Annotated in this window: 11 protein-coding genes; 8 read left to right on the top strand and 3 right to left on the bottom strand. The window is 55.8% G+C overall.

Features of this window, described 5'->3' with window-relative positions; all coding sequences use genetic code 11:
- Positions 1–210 precede the first annotated feature (210 nt).
- From GOW92_RS09670 to GOW92_RS09660, 3 genes are all read right to left on the bottom strand, one after another.
- Positions 211–1,845: a putative ABC exporter domain-containing protein gene (locus tag GOW92_RS09670; RefSeq protein WP_170560249.1), complete on the bottom strand. Its 1,635-nt coding sequence runs from the start codon at positions 1,843–1,845 to the stop codon at positions 211–213.
- A 3-nt stretch (positions 1,846–1,848) separates the two neighbouring features.
- Complete coding sequence (locus GOW92_RS09665) at positions 1,849–2,589, bottom strand: ABC transporter ATP-binding protein (RefSeq protein WP_170560247.1); 741 nt, start codon at positions 2,587–2,589, stop codon at positions 1,849–1,851.
- A gap of 424 nt (positions 2,590–3,013) precedes the next feature.
- Positions 3,014–3,649 carry a glutathione S-transferase gene (locus GOW92_RS09660; protein WP_170560245.1) on the bottom strand — a complete coding sequence of 212 codons (636 nt, stop codon included), beginning with the start codon at positions 3,647–3,649 and terminating at the stop codon, positions 3,014–3,016.
- A gap of 873 nt (positions 3,650–4,522) precedes the next feature.
- Between GOW92_RS09660 and GOW92_RS09655 the strand changes: the two genes are divergently transcribed.
- From GOW92_RS09655 to GOW92_RS09620, 8 genes are all read left to right on the top strand, one after another.
- Positions 4,523–5,107 (top strand): ANTAR domain-containing response regulator, encoded by a 585-nt coding sequence (locus GOW92_RS09655; RefSeq protein ID WP_170560243.1) that lies wholly within the window; start codon positions 4,523–4,525, stop codon positions 5,105–5,107.
- A complete protein-coding gene (locus GOW92_RS09650) occupies positions 5,104–6,273 on the top strand; it encodes an ABC transporter substrate-binding protein (RefSeq protein WP_170560241.1) in 1,170 nt (389 codons plus the stop codon). The genes GOW92_RS09655 and GOW92_RS09650 overlap by 4 nt, the downstream gene beginning before the upstream one ends.
- Before the next feature lie 270 nt (positions 6,274–6,543).
- Complete coding sequence (locus GOW92_RS09645) at positions 6,544–7,908, top strand: CmpA/NrtA family ABC transporter substrate-binding protein (RefSeq protein ID WP_170560239.1); 1,365 nt, start codon at positions 6,544–6,546, stop codon at positions 7,906–7,908.
- A 69-nt stretch (positions 7,909–7,977) separates the two neighbouring features.
- On the top strand, positions 7,978–9,060 hold the full coding sequence (locus GOW92_RS09640) for an ABC transporter permease (RefSeq protein ID WP_170560237.1): 1,083 nt from the start codon (positions 7,978–7,980) through the stop codon (positions 9,058–9,060).
- A 5-nt stretch (positions 9,061–9,065) separates the two neighbouring features.
- On the top strand, positions 9,066–10,745 hold the full coding sequence (locus GOW92_RS09635) for an ABC transporter ATP-binding protein (protein ID WP_170560235.1): 1,680 nt from the start codon (positions 9,066–9,068) through the stop codon (positions 10,743–10,745).
- Between the two features lie 4 nt (positions 10,746–10,749).
- Positions 10,750–13,185: a nitrite reductase large subunit NirB gene (gene nirB, locus GOW92_RS09630; protein ID WP_170560232.1), complete on the top strand. Its 2,436-nt coding sequence runs from the start codon at positions 10,750–10,752 to the stop codon at positions 13,183–13,185.
- Positions 13,182–13,514, top strand: a complete 333-nt coding sequence (nirD, locus tag GOW92_RS09625; RefSeq protein ID WP_170560230.1) for a nitrite reductase small subunit NirD — start codon at positions 13,182–13,184, stop codon at positions 13,512–13,514. Before nirB ends, nirD begins: the two co-directional genes overlap by 4 nt.
- Positions 13,514–16,168: a nitrate reductase gene (locus GOW92_RS09620; RefSeq protein WP_170560228.1), complete on the top strand. Its 2,655-nt coding sequence runs from the start codon at positions 13,514–13,516 to the stop codon at positions 16,166–16,168. Before nirD ends, GOW92_RS09620 begins: the two co-directional genes overlap by 1 nt.
- Positions 16,169–16,852: the final 684 nt, after the last annotated feature.

Here is a 16,852-nt window from a genome sequence, read left to right as displayed (position 1 = left end):
ACCGAAGACTTGGGCAATGCCCATTTTCGGGCTGCAGTTACCTGTTCGATGCTGTGCTAGGAACGGAAATTAAGTGACCTGCAATTCTGTATAGAGCTAGTTTCGACATGTCCGCACCATGTTTACATCTACCAGGTTCAAACCCAAGGTTCCGACGGCAGGGGCCTCAAGTAGGTTTAAGGCCTCAGCAGAAGGTCATCATTTTTCGCTTTAGTCGACGTTTTCTGCCACCGCGAACCGACGGAACGCATATTGCATCGCGACCAACGCCAAAAGCCCGAACAAGGTCAATGTTATCCAACTGGCCAACCCCAATAGAACCCAAGAGGGTCTTATCGTTGTGAATGTGAATAGCCCGACGGCAGCCGAAGCCGCCGCAGCGGCAAAAATGGCAATCGACTTCGCAATGAACTCGACAAGTGATCGACCAAGAAATTCGAAGTCTGCTCGTCCCATCGGGAGGAGTTTTGTCGGAAACAAAAGATGTATCGTGTTCTCAACGGTATAGAGAAGCACAGTCAACGGGAACACAAAAGCAGCAAGGACTAGTGCATCGGATAAGTCGACTCCGTCTTGAAAGACGGCGATGCTGACGATCATCGTCACGGCAACGACACAGGCCAGAACCACCTGTGTCACAAGCTGACCTGCGCAGATGCGCCATGGTGTGATGGGCAGGGTCTTGTAAACTTCCATCCGGCTCAGGTCGCCGCGAAAGTCGCAAACCAGTGTTCGAGGCAGGATGAACACAAAAAAGATGTAGAAAAACAACACGGCCCGCGAGTCTGTGACCGATATACCGGCCGCGGAAAGGATTGGCCCGACACAGGCAGCCACACCAATAAACACGGCGACGACCCTGAATGAACTGCGGGCAACGTTGAGAGCCTGACGCCAGGCAATCGGCCCCAAACCAACTACAATAGGCGCACGACGGATCGAAGGTATTTCGGTCCGTTCAGTAGCCCAGAACGATCCGCCTTGCTTTATGCGCTCCCATCGGTCGCTCTGTCGGGCGTTTTCCTTTAAGGCACGATCGGTCGTGCGCGCGTCGAGCTTGATTGCAAGATGCAACAGCGCAGCGTTTATGAGGATCGCGATTGAGGCCCAAACGAATAGGTGCGGAAAAAGCGATGGCGCTACGAAAAGTTCGGAAAACACGATATAGGGTGACAGGATAATGGTACCGACCCACGAGTGGCGAAATTCGAATAGAAGGTCGAATAGGCTGCGCTCGGGCGTCATCCAAGCGTAGGCCACGGTGACGGTCGCAGCGGCGGAAAGCAGCGCAATTGCGGGCCAACGAAACCGTGCAAGCGTGCTGCCTTCCAATGCTTGCCCAGCCATGCCGATGACGGCGCTGTTCAACTGCACGAAGACGAGAGTCAGGAGCGAGGCGATGAACGCAGTCAGGGCGGAGCCCGTTTGCGCCTGCGCAAAGATGGTGATGAGTGCACTACTTAAGGTGGCACCAGCAACGTAGGCGCCGAATTTGTAGATGATCAGGTCGCGCCGACGGAACGGCCCGGTAAAAAGAAAATTGATCTCTGTAGGCGAAAAATGAAACGTAGGGCCAGTGGACAACACGACCGTCAGCAGGGACATCGCAAGCATACCGAGCGGCATGTAAGTGCTGATCTGCGCGCTTAAAGCTTGGCGATCTGAGGCGGCGTCAGCCAAGAACCCCGTTTCCAGAGAGGAGCCGTTTGCCACCAGCAGCAGCCAAATGATCCCGCAAAAAGCAACGGAAAAGAGCAGACCGCGCAAAGTTGTCAATTGGATCAGACGCAGACGAATGCCGCCACGCAGGCGCATCAAAAGAAGACGAAAAAGCGCGGAATCCATATTTTAAACTTCAGCCACTTCTTTGTCTTGGGTGATGCTGAAATACGCCTCTTCTAGGGCCGAGTTACTGTCGGTCTCGCCGACCTCGCTCAGCACGTCGCTCATCGTGCCAAACCTGCGGCACTCACCAAGGTTCAACACCATAATATGCGTGCACAAGTTCTCGAACAGGCTCAAAAGATGCGAGCTGATGATGATGGCGGCACCAGAATGCGCACGTTCGCGGATCGCCTGCTGGATGCCTCGGATCCCCTGCGGATCGAGCCCCGTCAGGGGCTCATCGAACAGGATCACCTTGGGATCGTGCAAAAAGGCACAGGCGATCGCCACCTTCTGGCGCATGCCGCGAGACAAGTTATGGACGAGCGTATCGCGCTTATGAGTAAGCTCGAAGGACTCAAGAAGCGCTTCGGCGGTTTCCTCAAAATCTACAAGTTGGTAAGCCGCTGCAGTGAAGGCCAGGTGCTCCCAGACCGTCATGGTGTCAAAAAGCCGCGGATCATCAGGAATATAGCCGATATTCCGTTTGGCTTCGATTGGCTCCCGTACAATGTCATGGCCCGCAACAAAGAGGCGCCCCGAGGTCGGCGGGACAATCCCACACAAGGCACGCAGGGTCGTCGTTTTGCCTGCACCGTTCGAACCGACCAGCCCTAGGATTTGGCCGGGTTCAACCGAAAAGCTAAGGTCTTTCACGGCCGTGAAGCCTTTGTATTGTTTGCTGAAGTTCGTGACTCTGATCATGTGCTCGTTGCTCGAGATTCTCTGGTTTTCCGCCAGCCAAGCCGGCTGACATAGGCTCCAACACCACTCACTTCATCGAAATTTTGGACTAATTCATGTCAATTCTAAGTCCAAAACTGATTTTCAAGTCGTTTACTATGCCGATAGCTGAATGAAACATTGGAAATACGCAGTTGGCGCACTGGGATGTGCTAAAGGTTGCGTCGATTTGCTGTAGCAAAAGAAGTGGTGAGTTCTGACTGCTGACTTTCCAAAGCTGACATTCCGTTGTCAGACCTGAATGTCTGCAAAGTCCGCAGAACGTGAATTTGACTATCCATTGGTTTCGCATTCGCGGCGAATGGCAGGAATGCGGACCTGCAACTGTAGCATCAATAAGCCAAGCTGAGTGTCTGCAGTGGGCCGATGAAAAGATGTGTTGGGTTCAGCCGTTGAACCGAATTGGAGCATCGCCTTCTGACCAAATTGTGTACTTGTTCATCACCAGAAAAAATTCTTCACTGCCCAGGAATTGGTCCAGCCAAGCCACTAAATTCGGCCACTTTTGTGCGTCAAACCAGGTCCGGTCTATATGTGCAAACTGACGAACAAATGGCAGAAGCGCCAGATCGGCTAGGGTAGGGCGATCTCCGAAAAGCCAGGCCCGCCCAGTTAACCGCTCGTTGAGGTCGAACAAGTAGCTAGACGCTTTCCTGCGTTCTTCGTTGACGTCTAAATCTGGATGCCGCGTGGCGTATTTTGTGTGATCTAATGCAGACTTGAATGGTCCGTCATTTGCCGTAATGAGGTCCCAACCTTCCTGAGGCATGTCCAATAGCCGTTGCGGATCATTTTGTTGGAGCGCCCAGATCATGATTTCCAGGCTTTCATCTATGACTTTGTCAGGAAGTCGAAGCGCGGGCACTGTGCCGGATGGCGATGTTTTTAAGAAGGCCTCTGGTTTGTCCCGCAAGAGAATTTCGCGCAGTTCAACTGTAACTTGTGAGCTCGCCAAAGCGAGTCGGGCCCTTATCGCGTATGGGCAGCGACGGAACGTCCATAAGATCGGGTAATCAGCCATACGAGGATCTATCTCCAATCTACCAGAGAGGTCAAACTTCCCATCGTATGCCAGCTGGTATTCCTGCTGGTACTCCACGCGCGGGTATTGAACATCAGTTGCGTTTAGCTTTTGCGTCAAGGACCGGCATCAAGGTTAGGTATTTGGAATGGCAAGAGGGCGACCTCGAGGATCAACGCAATGATTATGATGCAACGTCTGTCCTACGTGACACGTTGAACCATCTCAATATTACCGACATCCAAGCGGTACTGAACGCAAAATACAGTCACGTCTGGCTCTTCTTCTTGTCATTTTGCAATAGTGACAAGTGTTTCTTGGCATCAGATTTCTGAGAAAGGAGAATAGTCGCATAACCGAATGTGCGAGAACTGCTGAGAATCTGAGGGTTGGCGGTAAGTAAGGGTCGTCTGGAGTTCAGCAACGGACTTTCTTCCCGAAGTCAGATGAGGGAGAATTTGGAGTCGCACCTCATGCGACATTGCTTTGAGAATGCTTGTGATCGCTACGGCGTTACTTTCGATCTTTTCGTTCAAGACTTCCTCCACTAGTTACCTGGGCTTTCTCTGCGCAAACAGCATCTAATCTCATGGATTCAAGTGGGAGAGGCATTTCCAACCCTGCCAGAGAACGTTTATGGCGGAGAAACTTTATACACTAATTCTCGATGGATACCTCTGTAGGGAGGGCACGACAATGCGATGCGCCACCGCTGCGCTCACGGCAGATTTCCTTGATGGCATTTAGATAAACTGTGCAGGCATTCCGCTACATGCAAAATTAAGCTGAAAAATTGGGCGAACTGGCGGCCTGATGAAGAGTTTAGTGGCCGTGGAATTGCGATCAATGAATCTTGGGCTCACTTCAGACCCTATGAACCAACATCTGACTGTCGTTGTAGTCGAACAGAACAAAGAGCGTGCTTTTGCGATTGTGGATGCTCTCAAAGAGGCCGGAGAAGTACACGTCTCCGTAATCGGCAGTGTCTCCGGGTTGGCACGTAAAATTGCTACGCACAGCCCAGACCTTGTCCTGATCGATATCGACAACCCCTCACGCGATATGCTGGAAGAGTTGACCGTTGCCTCCGGTCCGATGGAACGACCAGTGGCTATGTTCGTCTCGGGTGCTGCGGGCGGATTAGCGAAAGCCGCCGTTGAGGCCGGGGTATCAGCCTATGTAGTCGATGGCCTGCAAGCCGATCGCATCAAACCTGTGATCGATACCGCCATAGCCCGGTTTCAGGTACTTCGCCAGATGCGGACCGAACTGGCCGAGACCCGCCGTGCTTTGGAAGAACGCAAGGTGATTGACCGCGCCAAAGGGTTGTTGATGAAAGCCAGGGGTGTGTCGGAAGACGAGGCCTATGCCCTGATGCGCAAAACCGCGATGAATCAGAACCGCCGGGTTGCAGATGTGGCCGAAGCCTTGGTCACGGCTTCGGGGTTGTTGTCATGAGAACTGTAACCTTGCCTGTCGCCTATATGCCTTTGGTTGACGCGGCCCCGTTGATTGTCGCGCGCGAGATGGGGTTTGACCATGCCGAAGGCGTGTCGCTGGACCTGCGACCAGCCCCGTCGTGGTCTTCATTGCGCGATATGCTGGCCTTTGGGCATGTGGACGCGGCGCACCTGTTGTCACCTGTACCCGTTGCGATGGCCTTGGGTTTGGGCGGTATTGCGACGCCGCTGTCCGCCTTGTCTGTCCTATCCCTGAACGGCAACATCATAGGTGTTGGAACTCAATTGGCAGGACGCCTGACCGACCAGGGCTATGGCTTCGATTTTACTGATGCAGCTGCAGCTGGGGCTGCGTTGGCAAAGGCTGCCGGCGACGTTTTGGTGTTCGGAGTGCCTTTTCCATTTTCGATGCATGTCGAACTGCTGCGTTATTGGGTTGCGGGAACCGAACTGGCTTCGAAGCAAGTCGAAATCCGCACTGTCCCGCCCCCTCTGATGGCGCAGGCGCTTGCAGGTGGTGAGATCGATGCCTTCTGCGTGGGCGAGCCTTGGGGCTCATTCGCCGTGGATGACAATGTTGGCGCGTTGCTGTTGCCCGGTAAGGCGATCTGGACCTGCGCACCTGAAAAGGTGTTGGCGGTTAGAAACGACTGGGCCGAAACCGAGCCGCATTTGCTGCGCAGCCTCTTGCGGGCCGTTTGGCGCGCGGGACGTTGGCTCTCAAACACGGACAGCCGAACAACTGCGTCCGAGATGCTATCGCGCAAAAATTACCTCAATGTCTCACCCGAACTAATCGACCGTTCATTAATGGGCGAATTCACAATCTCGGCGCGCGGCGAGCAACGCCATGTGGATGGGTTTGTCGAGTTCTTTGATGGCGCTGCCACCTTCCCATGGCGCAGCCAAGCCAAGTGGATCGCGCATCAGCTAGCACAACGGAACGGGATCGATGTCAGCACAGCCGAACGTCAGGCCGCCCGTGTCTTTCGCAGCGACCTCTATCGGCGCGAGCTATTCGGGCTGGGTGTCGAAACCCCCGGAGCGTCAGAGAAGCTGGAAGGGGCGCTTCCTGAGTCGACCACCGTAGCCTCGACAAACGGAAGCTTGATTCTGGCGCCGAACGTCTTCTTCGACCGTCGCATTTTCGAGCCAACGGGGTAAGAGTGCTCAAAATTTTTGCAGCGCAGCATCAAATCGCGCTGCATCGCAGAAAAATCACACTTTGACGCTCAAAATTGGGTGACGGCCCGGATCAAGGGTGACTTAATCGGGACATCGGAAGGCAACGACGCCCACCGACGGAATTCGCCCACAATCCAGGGCACCTTACAAGAGCAAAGCCGCTCGACCATCCGCCACCTCCTCCCGGCGGACTGTGTCGGCGGCTTTTTTGTTTGCCCAAGAGGTTGGGCTGAACCGAAAGGGATCGAGATGAATAAGCTTCTTTTAGGCCTCGTCGCAACGACGGCGCTTGTGTCTCCGGCACTGGCCGAATTGGAACTGGAAAAAGACGAACTGACTTTTGGCTTTATCAAACTTACCGATATGGCGCCGCTGGCTGTCGCTTACGAGAATGGGTACTTTCTGGACGAAGGCCTGTTCGTGACGCTGGAAGCACAAGCCAATTGGAAAGTCCTATTGGATGGCGTAATCGACGGGCAGCTTGACGGCGCACACATGCTGGCCGGACAGCCTTTGGCCGCGACTATCGGATACGGAACCGAGGCGCATATCGTAACGCCCTTCTCGATGGACCTGAACGGCAACGGTATCACCGTGTCCAACGAAATCTGGGAAGAAATGAAGCCGAACATCCCGGTGATGGAGGATGGTCGTCCCCAACACCCTATCAGCGCCGAGGCGCTTGCTCCGGTCGTTGAGAAATACAGATCCGAAGGCAAGCCTTTTAACATGGGCATGGTCTTCCCAGTCTCGACCCACAATTACGAACTGCGCTATTGGCTGGCCGCGGGTGGGCTGCATCCGGGGTACTACAGCCCGGACAACGTAACCGGTCAGATCGGTGCGGATGTGTTTCTGTCGGTGACACCTCCACCACAGATGCCAGCCACATTGGAGGCCGGTACAATCTATGGCTACTGCGTGGGTGAGCCGTGGAATCAGCAAGCGGTGTTCAAGGGCATCGGCGTTCCGGTTATTACCGATTACGAGCTGTGGAAGAACAACCCCGAGAAGGTGTTTGGCATCACCGCCGAGTTCGCAGAGGAATATCCGAACACCACGCTGGCAGTGACCAAAGCTCTGATCCGTGCCGCGCAGTGGCTGGATGAAAACGACAACGCCAACCGTCCAGAAGCCGTCGAAATCCTCAGCCGAGCGGAATACGTAGGCGCGGATTATGACGTCATCGCCAACTCGATGACCGGCACGTTCGAATACGAGAAAGGCGACAAGCGCGAAGTTCCTGATTTCAATGTGTTCTTCCGCTACAATGCGACCTACCCGTTCTACTCAGACGCCATCTGGTATTTGACCCAGATGCGCCGCTGGGGGCAGATTCCTGAGTCGAAGCCTGACAGCTGGTATGACGAGGTCGCCAAGTCGGTCTACAAGCCCGAGATCTACCTGGAAGCCGCGCGGCTGCTGGTCGAAGAAGGGCTGGCGAATGAGGTCGACTTCCCTTGGGAAAGCGATGGCTACAAGGCTCCGACACCGGCCGAGGATATCATCGACGGCATCGCCTATGACGGCCGCACACCCAATGCCTATCTCGAAAGCCTGTCCATCGGTCTGAAAGACGGTCAGACGATCGTCGGCTCGGACGTGCAAGGCTAACTCCCGAGCCGCGCCCGGCCCTCGCCGGGCGCAGACCCCAAAGTGCCCGCCAGCGCAAGGACACATCAAATGACAACGGTCGATCCCGAATTCAACGCAGACGCCGCCCGAGAGGAACGTCGCGCCCGCCTTTTCACCCGCATCAACGCAGCCGACAAATGGTTTCAGGTGTTGGGCCTCAGCTGGGCCACGCCCGTCCTGAAGGCCGCTGCCGGAGACAACCCACGCGCTCAGATGGCCGAGATTTGGCGGTTGTTGATCGTTCCCCTGCTGTCGATCTGCGCCTTCTTGTTACTGTGGGGAACTTTGGCCCCCAAGGTGCAGACTTCTCTCGGCGCGGTTCCAGGACCGGCGCAGGTTTGGGAGGAAATGGTCAGCCTGAACGAGGATGCCAAGGCCAAAGCAGCAAAACGCGCGAAGTTCGAGGCTATGGTCGAGAAACGCAATCAGAAATTCATTGACGCCGGCCAGCCGGAGAAAGTTAAAGAGGTCGCCTTCACAGGTGCTCCGACCTACTACCAGCAAATCTGGACTTCGATCAAAACAGTGTTCTTTGGGTTTTTGATCGCCACTGTCATCGCGGTCCCACTTGGTATCGCGGCGGGCCTGTCCCCGACCGCAAATGCTGCGCTGAACCCGCTGATCCAGATCTTCAAACCGGTGTCACCTCTGGCCTGGTTGCCGATTGTCACCATGATCGTCTCGGCTGTTTACGTCACCAACGACGGCTGGTTCGCCAAATCCTTCCTGATCTCGGCCATCACAGTCACCCTGTGTTCGTTGTGGCCAACGTTGATCAACACATCGTTGGGTGTGGCATCCATCGACAAGGACTTGGTGAATGTTTCCAAGGTGTTGAAAATGAATACCTATACGAAGATCACCAAGCTGGTGCTGCCCTCGGCCCTGCCACTGATCTTCACCGGCCTGCGCTTGTCGCTGGGCGTCGGCTGGATGGTTCTGATCGCGGCGGAAATGCTGGCGCAGAACCCTGGTCTGGGGAAGTTTGTCTGGGATGAATTCCAGAACGGCTCGTCCAGTTCACTCGCCAAGATCATGGTCGCGGTTTTCACCATCGGGATCATCGGCTTCCTGTTGGACCGGGTGATGTACGCGCTGCAATCCCTATTCACTTTCACGAACAACCGGTGAGCGCGATGAGCATCCTAAGTTTCAAAAACGCCTCAAAGTCCTTCGGCGAAGGCACCGCGCGCACAGATGTGCTGAAAGGCATCGATCTGGACGTGCAAGAGGGCGAGTTTCTGGTGATCCTCGGTTTCTCGGGCACCGGTAAGACGACCCTGATCAACCTTTTGGCAGGACTTGATAGTCCGACCAGCGGCGACGTCACGTTCAAAGGTGCCTCAATCAAGGGTCCCGGCCCGGAACGGGGCGTGATCTTCCAGAACTATTCGCTGATGCCTTGGCTGACGGTCAGCGGTAACGTCGGGCTGGCGGTTGATACGGTCTTCCCGGATCTCAGCAAGACCGAGAAGGCCGAGAAGGTCGCACATTATGTGCAGATGGTGGGTCTGAGCCACGCCGCAATGCGCCGCCCAGCCGAACTGTCGGGCGGGATGCGGCAACGGGTCAACGTGGCGCGCGCCTTGTCGATGAACCCGGAAGTGCTGCTGTTGGACGAACCTCTGTCAGCGCTCGACGCGCTTACCCGCGCCAACCTGGCCGATGAGATCGAACATATTTGGGAAGCCGACAAGAAGACCTGCGTGCTGATCACCAATGACGTGGACGAGGCAATCATTCTGGCCGACCGGATCATTGCACTGAACCCCGATGGCACGCTGGGGCAAGAGTTCCGCGTGACCATCCCGCGCCCACGTGACCGAGGGGCTATGAACAACAGCGAGACCTTCAAGCACCTGCGCGCAGAAGTTACCAAGTATCTGATGGATGTGGGGATTGAAGCCAAGGTGGAAGGCTCGCGCATCCTACCTGATGTGACACCAATCCACGGCGTCCCGACGGCGGTCGCGGACGCCCAGAAGGGCTTGATCGAGAACCGGTTTCTCGATTTCTCACAACTGCACAAGGTCTACCCAACGCCCAAAGGCCCGCTGACGGTGGTCGAAGATTTCGACCTGAAGATCGACAAGGGTGAGTTCATCTCTCTGATCGGCCATTCCGGTTGCGGCAAGTCCACAGTTCTGACCATGGCCGCAGGTCTTAATGACATCTCCAAGGGCGCGATCAAGCTAGATGGCCGTCACGTCGAAGGCGCCGACCCGGAACGCGCTGTGGTGTTCCAATCGCCCAACCTTTTCCCCTGGCTGTCCGCCAAGGAAAACGTCGCGATTGGGGTCGACAAGGTCTATCCCAAGGCCAGCTTGGCCGAGCGACAGGATGTGGTCGAATACTATCTGGAGCGCGTCGGACTGGCCGATGCGATGGACAAATCCGCCTCCGACCTCTCGAACGGGATGAAGCAGCGTGTCGGTATCGCCCGCGCCTTTGCTCTGTCGCCCAAACTATTGCTGTTGGATGAGCCTTTCGGGATGCTCGACAGCCTCACACGCTGGGAATTGCAGGAAGTCCTGATGGAGGTCTGGTCCCGCACCAAGGTTACCGCGATCTGTGTGACCCATGATGTGGACGAGGCGATCCTGCTGGCTGACCGCGTAGTGATGATGACCAACGGCCCGCAGGCGACCATCGGTAAAATCACGAAGGTCGACTTGCCGCGTCCTCGGACACGAAAGGCTCTGCTGGAGCATCCGGACTACTACGCTTACCGGCAAGAAGTTCTCGATTTCCTTGAAGAATACGAACACGGCGCCAAGCCGAAAACACCCGCCCCGAAGGCGATTGCAGCGGAGTGAAACCATGAAACAAAGACTCGTTGTTATAGGCGCAGGCATGGCCTCGGGTCGGGTGCTGGAACACCTGACCGACGCTGCACCGGATGCGTTCGACATCACCCTGTTCAACGCTGAGCCGCGCGGGAACTACAACCGCATCATGCTCAGCCCGGTTCTGTCGGGTGAGAAGACCTATGAAGAGATCGTCACTCATGACGACACCTGGTATGCCGAGCGGGGAATCTCCTGCCGCTTTGGCGAGAAGGTGGCCAAGATCGACCGTGAGATGAAGGTTGTCGAGGGCGAGAACGGACATGTTCCATACGACAAGCTGGTCGTCGCGACCGGGTCGAACCCGTTCATCATTCCTCTGCCTGGCCATGATCTAGATGGTGTGATTGCATACCGCGATCTGGAAGATACCCAGCAGATGATGGACATGTGCCCGGACAACAAAGTCGTCGTGATTGGCGGAGGTTTGCTGGGTCTTGAAGCCGCCGCAGGCATGGCCGCGCATGGTGTTCAAGTTACCGTGGTGCACATCATGGGCCACCTGATGGAGCGTCAATTGGACGAAGCGGCAGGCTATCTGCTGAAGAAATCGCTGGAAGACAAAGGCATCAGGATTTGCCTACAAGCGAATTCCAAGGAAATCCTCGGGGAAGACGGCAAGGTCCGTGCTCTGTTGCTGGATGACGGGACCGAGCTGCCCTGTGATCTGCTCGTCATGGCCGTCGGCATCCGCCCCAACACGGCTCTGGCACAAGAGGCCGGTTTGGCCACCGGGCGCGGCATTCATGTGGATGACCAAATGCTGACGTCGGACCCGGATGTCTACGCCGTGGGCGAATGCGTCGAACATGACGGAGAGGTATTCGGCCTAGTTGCACCGCTCTACGATCAGGCGAAGGTGACGGCGCAGTCGTTGCTGGAGGAAGACGCTGCATTCGCGCAGAAAACCCTCTCGACCAAGCTGAAAGTTACCGGCTGCGATCTGTTCAGTGCGGGTGATTTCGCGGATGGGCCGGGGCGCGAGGATATCGTGTTCCGCGACCCTTCGCGCGGCGTCTACAAACGCCTTGTGATCGAAGAGGATCGTCTGGTTGGGGCCGTTATGTATGGCGACACGGCGGATGGCAGTTGGTTCTTTGGTTTGATCAAGGACGGCACCAGTATCGAAGAGATGCGCGAGACGTTGATCTTCGGACCCGCCTATCAGGGGGGCGACACCGCGGACCCTCTCTCAGCCGTTGCAGCATTGCCGCCTGAGGCGGAGATTTGCGGCTGCAACGGCGTATGCAAAGGCGAGATTGTCGAGGCGATCAACGCAGGTGCCGACGATCTGGGCGCGGTTCGTTCGGGCACCAAGGCCAGTGCGTCCTGCGGCACCTGTACTGGACTAGTGGAACAGGTGTTGCAGGTGACGCTAGGCGACAACTTCCAGATGCCAACCGCGCAACCGATTTGCGGTTGTACGGATCTGACCCACGAAGACGTACGCCGCCTGATCAAGGGACAGGAGCTGAAAAGCCAGGCGGCTGTTTGGCAGGAACTCGGCTGGTCCACGCCTAACGGCTGCCATGTCTGCCGTCCGGCGATCAACTATTACCTGCTGGCGGATTGGCCACTGGACTATCAGGACGATCCGCAAAGTCGGTTCGTCAACGAACGTAAACACGCCAACATCCAGAAAGACGGCACCTTCAGCGTTGTGCCGCGCATGTGGGGCGGCATCACCACCCCCGAAGAACTGCGCGCCATCGCAGATGCGGCAGACAAGTATGACGTACCAACTGTGAAGGTCACGGGTGGGCAGCGCATCGACCTGTTGGGTGTAAAGGGCGAGGACCTGCCCGCCATCTGGTCGGATCTGAACCAGGCCGGTCTGGTCTCGGGTCATGCCTATTCCAAGGGCCTGCGTACGGTCAAAACCTGTGTGGGTACCGATCATTGCCGGTTTGGCACGCAGGACAGCACCGGCCTCGGTATCAAGCTCGAGAAAATCCTGTGGGGGTCGTGGACGCCGCACAAGCTGAAGCTGGCGGTGTCCGGTTGCCCGCGCAACTGTGCAGAAGCGACGTGCAAGGATATCGGAGTGGTTTGCGTGGATTCAGGCTATCAGATCAGCATTGGCGGGGCGGCCGGTATGGATGTGAAGGAAACCGAACTACTGTGTCAGGTGCCCACCGAAGAGGAAGCAACAGAGGTTGTGATGGCCGTCACCCAAGCCTATCGCGAAGGTGGCAAGTATCTGGACCGCCTCTACAAATGGCTGGGTAAGGTCGGCATGGATTGGGTCAAGGCTCAGGTCGTGGACGACCTTAAAAACCGTGCCGTGTTGGTCGCCCGGTTTGAACTTTCGCAGAGCATCTTCCGCAAAGACCCATGGGCCGAACATGTGCAGGACAAGGCGCAGACCTACGCGCCGATCGCAGATTTCACACTGGAGGCCGCGGAATGAGCTGGATCGACATCGGACATATAGACGAGGTGCCGCTGCGCGGGGCGCGTCTTGTGAAAACCCATATCGGTTGCATTGCCGTTTTTCGAACGGCTGAGGCCGAGGTGTATGCGGCCACCAATAGTTGTCCGCACAAAGGTGGCCCTTTGTCCGAGGGCATCGTCCATGGCCAGTCAGTAACTTGCCCTTTGCACAACTGGGTGTTCGACCTGAACACGGGCGAGGCGCAGGGTACCGATGATGGCCGGATCACCACCTATCCGGTGCGTCTTGAAGACGGTCGTATCCTCCTGGACGACAGCGCAGTGACGCGGCGGAGTGCGGCCTGATGGACGGGACCGGTCTGCCCGAAATCCGCTCGACCTGTGCCTATTGCGGCGTTGGCTGCGGCCTGCTGCTGCGCCCTGACGGAGCCGGAGGGTTGGCGGTTCGCGGCGACCCGGAGCATCCGGCGAATTACGGGCGATTGTGCTCGAAAGGGTTGGCATTGGGCGAAACCGTGGGGCTAGACCACCGGTTGCTGGCCCCGCGAGCGTTCGGCCAGGACACCAGCTGGGATAACGCACTGCAACTGGTTGCCGATCGCTTTTCGTCCACGATCAAAGAATTCGGCCCGGACAGCGTAGCTTTTTACGTCTCAGGCCAATTACTGACCGAGGACTACTATGTTGCTAACAAGTTGATGAAAGGCTTCATCGGCTCAGCCAATATCGACACCAATTCGCGGTTGTGTATGGCGTCAACTGTGGCCGGGCATAAACGCGCTTTCGGGACCGATACGGTGCCTGGAACTTATGAGGACCTGGATCAGGCTGACTTAGTTGTGCTGGTTGGTTCAAACCTTGCCTGGTGCCATCCCGTTCTCTACCAGCGGGTCCTAGCTGCACGCCAGGCGCGTGGCACGAAGATCGTGGTTGTTGACCCACGCCGCACAGCAAGCTGTGATCAGGCGGACCTGCATCTGGCTCTGCACCCAGGCAGCGACGTGGCGCTGTTCAACCGATTGCTGAGCAGAATTCACCAAACCGGGCATGTGTCCGCCGAATTTCTGAACCGCAGCGTTGGGTTCTTTGAAGCCCTTGAATTGGCACAGCTTGATGATCCTGATGAGACGGGGCTCAGCCCCACTGAGATTGAGGCGTTTTGCGATCTATGGATCGGTACCGAGCGGGTCGTTACGATCTTTAGTCAGGGTGTGAACCAGTCTTCCAGCGGAACCGATAAAGTCAACGCGATTTTGAATTGTCATCTGGCTACTGGACGGATTGGCCGCGAAGGGATGGGGCCGTTCTCTGTCACAGGTCAGCCTAACGCCATGGGCGGTCGAGAGGTGGGTGGTCTGGCCAATATGCTTGCGTGTCATCTGGACATCGAAAACGAAGACCATCGTCAGGCGGTTCAACAATTTTGGAATTCACCCAAGATCCCTCAGAGGCAAGGACTGAAAGCCGTCGATCTGTTCCGTTCCATTGAAGACGGAAAGATCAAGGCGCTCTGGATCATCCACACCAACCCTGCGGCGACAATGCCAGAGGCAGACAGAGTGAGCGCTGCGATCGAAAGCTGTCCTTTTACAGTTGTCAGTGATCTGACGGCGCAGACAGATACCGCGCGTATCGCAGACGTCTTGCTGCCAGCAGCGGGGTGGGCAGAAAAATCGGGAACTGTAACCAACTCAGATCGTACAATCAGCAGACAACGTGCCGTCTTGGCACCTCCGGGGCAATCGCGTCCGGATTGGGATATCTTGGCCGAAGTGGGCCGTCGAATGGGGTGGGAAGAGGCATTTAGCTACGAGTCTCCAGCGCAGATTTTTAGAGAATACGCGAGCATGACTTCACTTGCGGCGTCTTTTGGCAGAGACTTCAACATTGCCAATTTTGCCAATGTCGGTGACGAAGACTATGAAGCGTTGAGCCCTACACGGTGGCCGACTACATCTCGCGCTACAGACGGGCGGTTCTTTGGCGATGGACAGTTTTTTCATCCTGATGGCAAGGCGCGTTTTGTTCCAGTTTCCAACAAACCACCCAAGCTAACAACCTGCGCAAAATACCCGTTTCTTTTAAACACCGGGCGTAATCGCGATCAGTGGCATACTATGACACGGTCAGGCTTGTCGCCTCGTTTATCTGCCCATCTTTCCGAACCTTATGTAGACGTTAACCCAAAGGACGTTGATAAGTTGGGCCTTAGCGCCGCAGATTTGGTCCAACTCGAAAGTTCAGCTGGAAGCGGCATCTTTCGACTTCGCATCACAAAGGCCGTTGCGCCAGGTCAAGTGTTTGCGCCAATCCACTGGACGGGTGAAACGGCCCCTTCAGCCCGTGTGGATGCGCTTGTTCCAAGTGTGACTGATCCGGTCTCCGGACAGCCTGAGAGTAAGGCGACGGCTGTTTCTGTACGACGTCTGAATGCCTCCTGGTACGGTTTCGCCGTTTCCGTGGATGCGGCCTCACCCACAGCAGAATACTGGGCAATGAGTAAAACGGACAAAGGTTACAGGATGGAGTTAGCAGGGAAGCAAGACATCGACGATTGGGAACACAAAACCCGAGAGTGGTTTGGGCTACCCGATGCTGTGGTGACTTCAATAGCAGATCCCAAACGCGGGTCGCACAGGATTGCACTGTCAGACGGGCAGCGCCTTTTGGCAGCGCTCTTCGTGTCCCGCCAACCGATCACACTAATGCGAGACTATTTGGCAACTTTGCCTGAGGTCTCGCTCCATCAGATTCTGTCTGGCCGATCATCTGCTGCTTCTGAAGACTGTGGACCAATCGTCTGTTCATGTTTCGGGGTCGGACTAAAAACCATTATCGGCGCCATTCGCGACCAACGATTGATCGATGTGGGCGAAATCGGAGATGCCCTTCAAGCTGGAACGAACTGCGGTTCATGCCGGCCAGAGTTGGCTGACTTGGTCACCGAGTATACGAATTTGAACCGCAAAAAACCGAAGAATTGCCTGCATGAACAATAAGGTTAGACTCGGGGTTTTCGAACAGGGCTGCGGCCCGCTTTGTTTGACGTAGGCTTGACGCGCATAAGCCGCCGAAACCTTCAAAAAGCGCAAAATCATAAGGTGTTGAATTCAATGGGAGGCGAGTCTCAATAGTTCAGTCCCAATATTTACGTGATCCGACAAGCGCTGTCGGGTCACCTCATTTCCGAGACTGAGGTTGTAATAAAATCAGATGCTTAGAAATTATAACTATTGAAACTCTGGGGATCGTGAATTCTTAGCTGATGACCCAACCCCTCGATACGGGCAGTTTGGTCGTAGAATCTGTTCTTGTTTCATTTTTTGGTTGGGTTGCAGTTCAAGGCTAGCTGAGCGGAGCCTTTGCGTAGCTCATTCCGTCAAACTGACGTTGTATTCGTAGAACGTCGCGTCACTGATCCGATGGTTTGCCTCGCTCAACGCTCACGAAGACCCCGGAGCCATTTCGTTGCGTAGGGAGACATTAGTTGAGTGTTTTCGGAAGGATGGACAGTCGAGCACAAATGTTTGATACCTAAAATCGGCCCAGTCCTTGCGGACACCTCGCGCCCCGATGACTTTTTTCTACATCACCAGACACAACTATCTCCGGTCATTGAAATGCAGGAAAAAAGCCCGGGGGCGGTCCGGGAAAATTCATGGTCCATACGCGGAAACAGGGTT

This window comes from Ruegeria atlantica (genome assembly GCF_013032505.1).
Lineage (GTDB): Bacteria > Pseudomonadota > Alphaproteobacteria > Rhodobacterales > Rhodobacteraceae > Ruegeria > Ruegeria atlantica_F.
The sequence above is the reverse complement of the archived record's forward strand: the minus strand, read 5'-3'. Positions and strand labels throughout refer to the sequence as shown.